Annotated in this window: 10 protein-coding genes; 3 read left to right on the top strand and 7 right to left on the bottom strand. The window is 67.9% G+C overall.

Annotation, left to right across the window (positions count from 1 at the left end):
- From SACAZDRAFT_RS23390 to SACAZDRAFT_RS14190, 4 genes are all read right to left on the bottom strand, one after another.
- On the bottom strand, positions 1-1,302 hold a 1,302-nt coding region (locus SACAZDRAFT_RS23390), incomplete at its 3' end, for a hypothetical protein (RefSeq protein WP_005442818.1).
- 5 nt (positions 1,303-1,307) lie between these two features.
- The gene (locus tag SACAZDRAFT_RS22515) at positions 1,308-1,892 is read right to left on the bottom strand and encodes a DUF3558 family protein (protein WP_082245309.1); all 585 of its coding nucleotides are present in this window, start codon (positions 1,890-1,892) and stop codon (positions 1,308-1,310) included.
- A 2-nt stretch (positions 1,893-1,894) separates the two neighbouring features.
- Positions 1,895-2,365 (bottom strand): hypothetical protein, encoded by a 471-nt coding sequence (locus SACAZDRAFT_RS14195; protein ID WP_040927771.1) that lies wholly within the window; start codon positions 2,363-2,365, stop codon positions 1,895-1,897.
- Positions 2,366-2,476: 111 nt separating this feature from the next.
- On the bottom strand, positions 2,477-3,256 hold the full coding sequence (locus SACAZDRAFT_RS14190; RefSeq protein WP_005442815.1) for an ESX secretion-associated protein EspG: 780 nt from the start codon (positions 3,254-3,256) through the stop codon (positions 2,477-2,479).
- 152 nt (positions 3,257-3,408) lie between these two features.
- Here SACAZDRAFT_RS14190 and SACAZDRAFT_RS14185 point away from each other — a divergent pair, with 152 nt between their 5' ends.
- Positions 3,409-3,651 (top strand): hypothetical protein, encoded by a 243-nt coding sequence (locus SACAZDRAFT_RS14185; RefSeq protein WP_005442814.1) that lies wholly within the window; start codon positions 3,409-3,411, stop codon positions 3,649-3,651.
- Between the two features lie 76 nt (positions 3,652-3,727).
- On the opposite strand, the gene SACAZDRAFT_RS14180 is transcribed toward SACAZDRAFT_RS14185, so the two are convergent.
- Positions 3,728-5,674, bottom strand: a complete 1,947-nt coding sequence (locus SACAZDRAFT_RS14180; protein WP_005442813.1) for a glycosyltransferase — start codon at positions 5,672-5,674, stop codon at positions 3,728-3,730.
- Between the two features lie 87 nt (positions 5,675-5,761).
- Positions 5,762-6,214, bottom strand: coding sequence for a GtrA family protein (locus SACAZDRAFT_RS14175; RefSeq protein WP_005450736.1), 453 nt, complete (start codon positions 6,212-6,214; stop codon positions 5,762-5,764).
- A 97-nt stretch (positions 6,215-6,311) separates the two neighbouring features.
- On the opposite strand from SACAZDRAFT_RS14175, the gene SACAZDRAFT_RS14170 reads away from it, so the two are divergent.
- Together SACAZDRAFT_RS14170 and SACAZDRAFT_RS14165 are read left to right on the top strand one after the other, a co-directional pair.
- Positions 6,312-7,685 (top strand): FAD-binding oxidoreductase, encoded by a 1,374-nt coding sequence (locus SACAZDRAFT_RS14170; protein ID WP_040927770.1) that lies wholly within the window; start codon positions 6,312-6,314, stop codon positions 7,683-7,685.
- Positions 7,682-8,437 (top strand): decaprenylphospho-beta-D-erythro-pentofuranosid-2-ulose 2-reductase, encoded by a 756-nt coding sequence (locus tag SACAZDRAFT_RS14165; RefSeq protein ID WP_005442810.1) that lies wholly within the window; start codon positions 7,682-7,684, stop codon positions 8,435-8,437. Before SACAZDRAFT_RS14170 ends, SACAZDRAFT_RS14165 begins: the two co-directional genes overlap by 4 nt.
- 22 nt (positions 8,438-8,459) lie before the next feature.
- Here SACAZDRAFT_RS14165 and SACAZDRAFT_RS14160 read toward each other — a convergent pair whose 3' ends face one another.
- Positions 8,460-10,601, bottom strand: a complete 2,142-nt coding sequence (locus SACAZDRAFT_RS14160; RefSeq protein ID WP_005442809.1) for a hypothetical protein — start codon at positions 10,599-10,601, stop codon at positions 8,460-8,462.
- Between the last annotated feature and the right edge of the window lie 20 nt (positions 10,602-10,621).

Below are 10,621 nucleotides of genomic sequence, written 5' to 3'. Positions count from 1 at the left end.
GGCGCCGGTCGCCGCGCCCGAACCGGGTCCAGCAGCACCTCCGGCACCGCCGCCACCACCGGGTCCGAAACCGCCCGTGGCGAGGCGTCCGCCGCCACCAACGCCGCCACCGCCGCCACCGGGCCCGAAGCCACCGCCCGGCCCCATGGGCATCGGACCGACACCGACACCACCGGTGCCGCCGGGCCCGAACGTGTTGCGGTTGCCGCGCTGCCCGGGAGGCGGCAGCGTCGGCCTCCCCGGGGCCAACCCCGAAGGCCGGGTCGTCCCCGGAGGCCGCACGCCGGTGCTGACACCCGGCGCGACCGGAGGCGGCACGGACCCCGAAGGCGACGAGGGCACGTTCACCGGCCCGCCACCCGTGGGCACGTTGCCACCGCCCGAACCGACAGGACCACCGACGAACCCGGACGCGCTCGTGCTCGGATCGTTGATCGAGATGACGCCGCTGGAGCCGGTGTCGTTGGCCCCGCCCGCGCCATTGAACTTCGGCGGCTCAGCGAAGACGGGCTGCTTGTTGCCCGCCTCCTGCAACTCGAAGTCGTACTGAGTCATGACCTGCGCGGCTTCTTCGTGCGCGGCCTGACTCTGCTGCATCTTCTGGATGGACTGTTCGACCTTGTCGGCCATCGTGAACGGGTTGTAGCCCCAGCTGTCCATCTCCTGTTCCATGTTGAACGGGATGGGCTCGGGCATGCTGTTCTTGGCGTTGCTCGCGGCGCTGCTCTCGCTGGCGATGATGTCGGACGCCATCTGGGCGTTCTGCGAGTTGCCTTCCGACCAGTCGGAAAGACTCGTGAAGTAACCGTGGGCGCTGTCGGCGGCTCCGCCTTCCCAGCCCTGCTTCGACTTCCCCACCGCTTCCCGCATCTCGTCCGAGAGACGCTGGAACAACTTGTGCAGGTCGTGGTAGGTGTCGGCGTAAACGGTGACGTTCTTGGCGTCGATGGGATCGACGAACGTCTTTAGAGTCTGGTGGTCATGCCCCAGATAGTTGGAGTCGGACGCACCGGGACCCTCGCGGTACTCGACGTCGTAGCTGGAGAGCCGGTCGCGCCGTTCCGCACTGGCTTCGGCTGCGTCGACAGTCCCCACGGCCAAGGAGCCGACCTTGCCGATCCACGTGGAATCGCCTGCCAGCGCCTTGGCCTGCGCGTAGGAGTATTCGGTCCCCGGCGGGAGCTGCGTCATCTGCTCATCGGTCAGATCCGGCGGCTCTTTACCCGACGCGAGATACGCCCGAATGTCCTGCGCGGGCATGTTGATAAATTGATCCGACGTGGGCGGCCGTTCGTCCGTCACCTTCGTCACCCCCGAGGAAGTTTTGGATCGACCAATTCGACAAGTTGCCCAGCAAGATCGCACGGATCAGCGGTCCTGCCCACAGTCACATCAAGGCGGGAACCGTCACTCACGCTCATGGCAATCACGCAGACCGGAGCCCCGGTCACAGAGTCAACACCAGAGGTTTTGACTAGCTCTCGACCTGTGTTCTCAGTCTTACCGTTCTGTAGCCCATCGCCGAGATCGACGACGTCGGCGGCTCCCCGATCCCCGATGAACATCAGGTCGATGAGGGGCGCCTCCATGTCGGAGGCCGACGCCTTCTCATCGGCCCAGGAACAGACCGCATACCCGCGAAGCTCGCGCTCCTCAGGTCCATCGAATGTGCCGTACTCGGCCAGGTCAGATTCAGTCAGCAATGAACAGAGATCAATCGACTGCGCATCCCCAACTGCGCTGGTAGCAGCCTGAGACGTCACGCTGGGAGCAACACTTTCGGTGTTGGGTGCAGCAGAACCCTCCTCCGACTGACCACAGCCGGACACGATCGTCAGCGCGAACACCGAAATAGCTGCGGAAGCCCAACGCTTAGGCATACCAATACTCATACTCAGACCTGCTTAGAATTGATAGAAGATGCCGCAGACTCTTCCGATTCTCGGTACTTTTTCACCGCGATGTCGAGAGCCTGATCCGCATCGAGAAGCACCTTGTGCAGTGCACCGAGCACTCGGGCGGGGGAGGTCGGATCCACCGTAGTAGCACGTCGCTGAAACTCTGCTACTTTCTTGCCATACTCGTGAGCGCCGAGAGCCGGTTGCACCTGAGTGAGGAGAACGAGGTCACGTGACATCTCCTCAACCTCTGTGGCGAATTGTTTGAGAACCTTCCGGATCGGCTGCGCCGCGTCCTCGCTCACTCGGAAGCCGCCGGACTTCGCCGACTTCAGCATCTCCTTGGCTTCCGACGCCATCGAACCGACGTCCTTGCTGTTGAGGCTCGCCCCCATCGCCGCCGCTGCTCCACCACCCACGGAAGCACCCACAGCACCGGTCTGCACTGGCTGGTCCCAGGTCGGCATACGTCACCCCCGCGTCACGACTACGGCCGGGCCGCAGTCTACCGGTCACGAAACGTGCAGTTGAGCACTTCCGGCAAGGACAGGTACTCCTACCCAATCCCCCCTGCCGGATCACTGCAGATACGGCTGCACCTGCGACATCAGCTGTTGGATGATGCGCGCGTTGTCCGCAGGCGCGTACGTCAGCCACGTCTGGCCGTCCTCCGCCGTGCGGCGCGTGCTGAAGATGCGGCCGTCCTCGGTGTCGAACCACACCACCGGATCCAAGGGGCGCTGCTCGCGCCGGCCCTGCGTGAACGCCGTGAACTGGCCCATCTGCTTCGTCGGCTTCTCGAACATGCGCTGCACCGCCCGCTCCTGCACCGACGCCCGCGACGCGGGCGCCGACACCCCCGCGAACGGGTCGTACGAGTCCTCAGCCGCGTGGCGGGGACCCTGCTGCTTGAGTTCCGGCTTCGCGAGCGTCACCGACTGGCCCGGCGCCGGGCGCGCCGACGGGATGAGGTTCACGATCTCCGGCACGAGCCCTTCCGGGCGGATCAGGTTGAACACGACGAGGTTGCCGTCGCGCTTGGCGAGCACCGCGAACTGGCCCTCGCCGGCCGACCGCGCGAACAGCTTGGAGCCGTTCTCCAGCTTCGCCGCCGCCGTGACCGCCACGCGACCCCGCGCGAACGTGCTCAGCGCCGCCTCCGCGTCGGCGTCGAGCCTGCCCCGTCGCATCAGGTCGCGGCTCTCCAGGTCGCGGAACACGGCCTGCCTGATCTGCGAACGCTCGGTGTGTGTGGTGCCGAGGTGCGGTACCTCGAACGGGAATGGCGCTCGGCCCAGCTTGAGCTGCTCGAACAGGATGTCGACGGCGGCCAACGACAACGAGAACGACTGCACCATTCCCAGCTCCCCCACTGAAAATTCACTTACCCGCACAGGAAGGTAGCAGCCTGCCGTCACGCCACGACACGTTCACCCGAACGAGTAACGCCTCGTCACGCCCTCAGCGAACCGCATTGCGCGGCCCGGGCATCGCCTGTTGGTCTGAGTGGATGGCCGAACAGAAACCCGCTCTCGTCCTCCACCTCGTCAGTGGCGGCGAACCGCTGCTGTTCACGTTGCATCCGGACGAGGTGGACGAGCTGCGCTCCAGACTGCACCTCCACCTCGAACACGGCTCCGTGCAGACCGTCCGCACGGCGGAAGATCGAACCGTGGCCGTCAACTTCGCGCACGTGGCCGCCGCCTACCTCGACGACCTGCACCGCCAAGGCAAGGTCTTCGGACTGCACTGAGCCCGCACCGACCCCGGAGACGGCGAAGGGGCCGCGAGCACACTGCCCACGGCCCCTCGACGTCGTGCGTCCGGAATCAGAGCTGGTAGAGGCGCTTCCAGTTCTCCCGGCTGGTCAGGCGCGGCATGGCGCGCTTGTACTCCTCCTGCACGAGCTTGCCTTCCTTGCGCAGGCGGTTGATCACCTGCACGCCCTGCTTGGCGAGCTCGAACATGCGCTGCCGGTCGTAACGGCGCACGCGCACACCCTCCTGCGAGGCGTCGGTGACGATCGCCGTCTCGAACTGCGACACGTGCCACCAGTGGGCCTCGTCGCTCGGGATGGCACCGAGCTCGAAGCGGTGCTTGCCCAGCAGCCGGTAGATGATGCGCTTGAGCAGCACCAGCCGCTGCATGCTCGGCCGCGGCGCGGTGTTGATGATGCCGATGTCGTTGGACGCGACGCCCGGCACCTCGGTGGGCTTGTACCGCTTCGTCTCCGGGTACTGCGCGCGGATCTCGCGGATGCGCTTCATGGCGGCCACACCGCCGTCGTGCAGGACCTCCGGACCCTTGAGGAAGTCCTCCACCGCGGTGATCAGCGTCGCCGACAGGCCGTACTGCATGCTCAGCAGGTAGCGCACCAGCTGGGCCAGCAGGACCCGCGAGAGCAGGTTCGTGTCGAACGGGCTGTGCAGGGCCGCCGTGATGATCGAGTTACGCAGGTTGAAGTAGCGGTGCCACTCGTCCCAGTCCTTCCAGTGGAAGTCGGCGTGCCACACGCCCGCGCCGGGCAGCGTCACCGTCGGGAACCCGTGCGCGCGCGCCCGGTAGCTGTACTCGGCGTCGTCCCACTGGAAGAAGAACGGCATCGGGTAGCCGATCTGCTTGACGACCTCGTACGGGATGAGGCAGGACCACCAGCCGTTGTAGCCGGCGTCGACCCGCCGCTCCTGCCGGTTCGGCTTGCCGGTCTCGGGGTCGACGTCGAGCAGGTCGGCCGTGGAGAGGCTGTGCGGGACGGGCTGCCCCGGCTCCAGCGTGTTGAGGCGCGCGTACTCGGCGCCGACGTGGAGCTGGTTCGGGTGCAGCAGGTTGAGCATCTGCCCACCGACGATCATCGGGTTGGCGGCGCGGTTGGAGAACGCCGTCAAGCGGATGACGAGGTCGGGCTCCAGCAGCACGTCGTCGTCCATGAAGAGCACGTTCGCGTGCTCGGTCTCGGTGTTGCCCGCGACCTCGAAGAGGCCGCGGGTGAACCCGCCGGCGCCGCCGAGGTTGGGCTGCTTGATGTAGTGCAGCTTGTCACCGAGGCGCTTGGCGACCTCGGCGAAACCCTCGCGCGAGTCGACGGTGTCGGTGCCCTGGTCGGCCACGTAGATGGCGTCGAGGGTGTCGAGCGCGGGCAGCGAGTCGGCGAGCGCGTAGAGGTTGCTCAGGCAATCATCCGCGCGGTTCATCGTGCAGATCGTGACCGCGGTGGGCCGGATCGTCTCGGGCGAGTCGACGGTCCAGCGCACGTTCGACACGGTGAGGGTTTCGCCCTCGGTCTCGAGGTCGAGCCACAGCGCGCCGCCGTCGAGGAACTTGTCCAGCGGGGCTTCCAGCGTCACGCGCTCGTGCTTCGCACCGCTCACGGTGTGCACGCTGACGGTCCTCGGGTCGCCCTCCATGTCGGAGGCGCGCACCGCGAGCTGCCCGGACCCCGTGACGTCGGCTTCGACGGAGACGGACTTGGCGGTGGTCCAGCGCTGCCAGTAGCTCGCGGGGAACCGACCGAAGTACGTGTTGCCGGAGATCCGCGCGGACGGCTCCAGCGTGACGCTCCCCCGTTCGCGGGCGGCCACACCCTCGAGGATCTCGGCGTAGAGGTCCTTGCTCACCACCTCGGACGGACCGGCGAACAGGCCGCGCTGCGCGAGCAGCCTGCCTGTGCCGGCGTGCTCGGAGAACAGGGCCTTGTCTGTGCTCGTGGCCTTGCTCGCGGCGGTTTTGCCGGATTTGGCCTGCTCTGGTGCGGTGGCCGGTGCCGCTTTACCGGGCATGAGACCTCAGTCCTCCAAATGAAAAGCAATCACGCGGGAGTCGCCCAGTAAGGTACAGGCCGATCGAGTGATCCCGACGGCTGCCCATCAAGAGCGCGGTTCCTTGAACACGACCCACTTGAGCATGATGAAATTGATGGTGGTGGCTGTGCCCTGCGCGACGATCCAGGCGATCGCCACCCGCCACCGCAGGTCCGGAAGCAGGCTGAGGGCCAGAGCGTTCGTACCCACATTGACGAAGAACGTCACCGTGTACAGCAGGATGAAACCACCCAGCTGCCCAACTCCACCCTTTTGTGCCGCGGTAAACGTAAAACGTCTGTTAAGGAAATACGCCGTCGTGGTGCCTGCGATGAAACTCAGCGCCTTGGCGAGGTGGACCCAGGTGCCCGCCTGCAGCAGCAGCCAGTAGAGGCCGAAGTCGACGAGTGCGCAGAAACCACCGATGAGGACGAACCGCGAGATCTGACCGAGCAAGCCGGGCGACGGCGCGCGTGGGGAACTGTCGGTCCCACTCGCCTGCGATTCCGTTGCCACCATGCAGTACCTCGTCGGCAGTGAGAGGCCACGCGGACGCGAAAACCTCCGGGTCGTCCCGTCCGAGTCTAGGCACCTCGACGCCGCTACTCTGGTCCGGGTGAGCACCGAACGGCGGACGCAACGGCGAACACTGACCGGATGGGGCCGCACGGCGCCGACCACGGCCGACGTCCTCTCCACCCCCGACGTCGACGTCCTCGCCCGCGCCGTCACCGAGGCCGGTGACCGGGGCGTGATCGCCAGAGGACTGGGCCGCTCCTACGGCGACCCGGCCCAGAACGCGGGCGGGCTCGTGATCGACATGACGGCGCTGGACCGCATTCACTCGATCGACCCGGACACGACTCTCGTCGACGTCGACGCGGGCGTGAGCCTCGACTCGCTCATGCGCGCGGCGCTGCCGTTCGGGCTGTGGGTGCCGGTACTGCCGGGCACCCGGCAGGTCACCATCGGCGGCGCCATCGCCAACGACATCCACGGCAAGAACCACCACAGCGCGGGCAGCTTCGGCAACCACATCGTGTCGATGGACCTGCTCACCGCCGACGGTTCGGTGCGCACCCTGACGCCCGAGGGGCCGGAGAAGGACCTGTTCTGGGCCACCGTCGGCGGTATCGGACTCACCGGCATCGTGGTCCGAGCCACCATCCGGATGAAGAAGACCGAGTCGGCGTACTTCGTGGTGGACGCCGACCGCACGGCGAACCTCGACGAGACGCTGGAGCTGTTCAGCAACGGCTCCGACCTGCACTACGACTACTCGATGGCCGTGCCGGACCTGATCTCGCGGGACGGCAGGCTCGGCCGGGCCACGTTCTCGCGCGGCTCGCTGGCCACGGTGGACCAGCTTCCCGACAAGCTGAAGGCCGACCCGCTGAAGTTCGACGCGCCGCAGTTGATGACGCTGCCCGACGTCTTTCCGAACGGGTTGGGCAACAAGCTGACGTTCGGCGCCATCAACGCGCTGTGGCAGCGGACCGTGCCGAAGAAGGGAACGCGCGGGAAGATCCAGAACCTGACGCAGTTCTACCACCCGCTCGACATGCTGGGCGAGTGGAACCGCGCCTACGGAAGTGCTGGTTTCCTCCAGTACCAGTTCTCGGTGCCGTTCGGACGCGAGGACGCGTTGAAGAACCTCTGCCACCGCATCGCGAACTCGGGGCACTACTCGTTCCTCAACGTCATCAAGCGGATGGGTGAGGCGAACCCGGCGCCGTTGTCGTGGCCGTCGCCGGGATGGATGCTCAGTGTGGACTTCCCGGTGAAGCGGGGCCTCGCGGAGTTCTGCGACGAGCTCGACGCCGAGGTGCTCGCCGCGGGTGGGCGCCTCTACACGGCGAAGGACTCGCGGACCTCGCCCGAGACGTTCGCGCGCATGTATCCGCGGCTCGACGAGTGGCGCAAGATCCGGCACGCCGTGGACCCCGACCGCATCTTCATCTCCGACATGGCCAGGAGGCTCGGACTGTGATCGACGCCGTGGGCAACCCCCAGTCGCTGCTGCTGCTCGGCGGCACCTCGGACATCGCACTCGCGATCGCGGAGAAGTACCTCTCCGCGCGACCGCTGCGGGTCGTGCTGGCGGCGCGGCCGTCGCAGCGCCGGGACGAGGCGGCCGAGCGGTTGAAGGCCGCCGGCGCCGACGTCACGAGCATCGACTTCGACGCGCTCGACACCGACTCCCACCCCGCCGTGCTCGACCGGGCGTTCGCCGACGGGGACATCGACGTCGCCGTGGTGGCGTTCGGCCTGCTCGGTGACGCGGAGCAGGCGTGGCAGGACCACGCCACCGCGGTGCGGATGGCCACGGTGAACTACACCTCGGCCGTGTCGGTCGGCGTGCCGCTGGCGCAGAAGCTGCGGGAGCAGGGCCACGGCAAGATCATCGCGCTGTCGTCGGTGGCCGGGGAGCGCGTGCGCCGGTCGAACTTCGTCTACGGCTCTACCAAGGCCGGTTTCGACGGCTTCTACCTCGGACTCGGCGAGGCGCTGCGCCCCGACGGCGTGTCGGTGACGGTGGTCCGGCCCGGTCAGGTGCGCACGAAGATGACCGAGGGCATGGGCAAGGCCCCGCTGGAGCAGACCGCGCCGCAGGTGGCCGAGATCGCCGTGAAGGCCGCACGTGAGGGCAAGGACCTGGTGTGGGCGCCGGGCGCGTTCCGCCTGGTCATGTCGGTGCTGCGGCACGTTCCGCGACCGATCTTCCGGAAGCTGCCGATCTAGAACCGGCGTCCGTCCCCGGCTTCTACTGCACGAACCAGTACCCGAACGAGGTGTACTCCGGGTACGGCGAGAGCAGCGGCCGCGTGGGCTCCAACTCGACGGTGACCTCGGGCGAGGTGATCAGCTCGCCCGCGACGGTGAACTCGGCGGTCGTCCAGGCGTCCGGCGACTCGGGCAACCGCCACACGCCCGCGTCGCGCCCGTCGATCCGCACCCGGACGTCGCGGTTCTCCGCCGACGACAGCACCCGCGTGGCGATCGTGAGGTCCTGGCCCGGGGTGAGGCCGCGTGCCGTGAAGCTCTCGCCTCCCACGATCACGCGACCGCTGTCGACGACGTCGCCCTGCCTGCGCAGCACCGTGTACGGCTGCCAGCCGGGCTGTTGGGTGCGCACCTCGTGGTCGTGCCGGCCCTCGCTCTCCAACGAGCCCACGTTGAGGTAGTCCCTGACCTCGCCCGGCACGGGCGCGCGGTCGCCGCTGCCCGCGAGCGTCCAGTCCGCCCGGTGGACGTCGATCTCGGTGAACGGAACGATCCGCCGGTTGTTCAGGTCGGGCGGGGTGCGCACGGGGAACGTCGTCAGCGGAGGCGAGGCGAACACGCCCACGTCGACGAACGGCTGCATGGACGCGCCCGGCCACGGCTCGTACACCGCGAAGTGCGTGGGCCGCTGCCCCTCGGGCAGGGCCCGCAGCGCCTCGTAGAGGCTTCCGGTGCCGTTGTTGCTGGCCTCGGCGAAGCCGTTGGTGGCCAGTCCGATGGTGTCGACGACCCGGCGCTGCCCGAAGTAGGCGATGGCGCCGACGTCCTTGACCCCCACGACGGCGTCGGGCGGCAGGTTGTCGCTGATCCACGCGGCCACCGACACGTCGGTGTCGCGGATGGTGGCCGCCTGCCGCCCGAGTCGCACGGCCCAGGTCGGCGTGGCCACGACGGTGAACAGCACCATCACGAGCAGGACCGCGTGCAAGGCCATCCTGCGTTCGCGCTCCCGGGGGACGAGGCGGGTGAGCGCGTAGCCGCCGGTGGCCGCGAACAGCACGAACAGCGGCAGGAACGGCTGGAAGTACCGCAGCTCGTGGATCAGCGCGGTGCTCAGCGTCGACGCCGACAGCACGACGAGCGCGAACCCGACGACGACGGCCGTGGCCAGAGCACGCCACTCGGGGCGCATCACCAGCAGGTAGGCGAGCCCACCGAGGAAGAACACGAGCGCGAACGGGAAGACGAAGTCGGTGTTGTTGAGGCCGTTGAAGTGGTCGACGATCCCGCGGATGTTGGCGAACGTGCGGTCGACGAACTCGCCGAGGTAGAAGATCGGCCGGTCGGACAGGTGCGACTTCGACTGCACCCCGTTGGCGCTGAACGTCCCCGTGGCCAGGCGGTAGAACGCGTACTGGGCCACGCCCACGAGCAGCGGCAGGCAGCACAGTGCCAGGCGCGCGAACCGGAAACCGTGCGCGCGCCAGAGCGTCCACACCATCGCCGCGGACAGCGTGAACGCGAAGAACATGCCCTCGGGCCGCACGAACGCGAGCAACGCGGCGAGCAGCGGCGTCCACCGGAAGAGCCCGGCAGGGCGCTCACGGACGAAGGCGAGGACCGACCCGGTGACCAGCACCGCCGTCAGCCCGACCTCCATGCCGCTGGCCGCGCCCCACAGCAACGGCCCGCTCACCGCCGTGAGCACACCGGCCCAGACACCCACGACGCGACCGACGAGTGCCGCGCCGAGCTTGCACACCAGTACCGCGGTCACGGCGAAGCACGCGAGACCGAACGCCACGGCGAACGCCAGCAACGCCGTCCCCGCCGGCCCGACGGCGTGAGCGGCGGCGAGGACGAACGCGTACAGCAGGCTGCTCGCTCCCGTCGAGACGGGATCGCCGGTGTTGTACTGGAACGGATGTCCGGAACCGAGCTGGCTCGCGTACTGCAGGTGGATGTAGGCGTCGTCGATCGGTGCGATGAGTGTGCCCTGGTTGAAGGCCAGGTCCACGACGACGAAGACGCAGCCCAGGAGCAGGGCGAGTGCCCCGACGAGCCATTCCGGCCGGTTCCCGGGGCGGGGCGACCAGCGCCGGGGCGTGGTCCGGCCACGGCCCTCGTCGCTCATGTCGTCCGCCGGTGTGCCATCCGGTCGTCTGTCCGTCTCCGTGGTCATCTCCACCCAACTCGTTCGGC

The organism is Saccharomonospora azurea NA-128 (assembly GCF_000231055.2).
GTDB lineage: Bacteria > Actinomycetota > Actinomycetes > Mycobacteriales > Pseudonocardiaceae > Saccharomonospora > Saccharomonospora azurea.
This window is presented reverse-complemented; position numbering and strand designations above follow the sequence as displayed.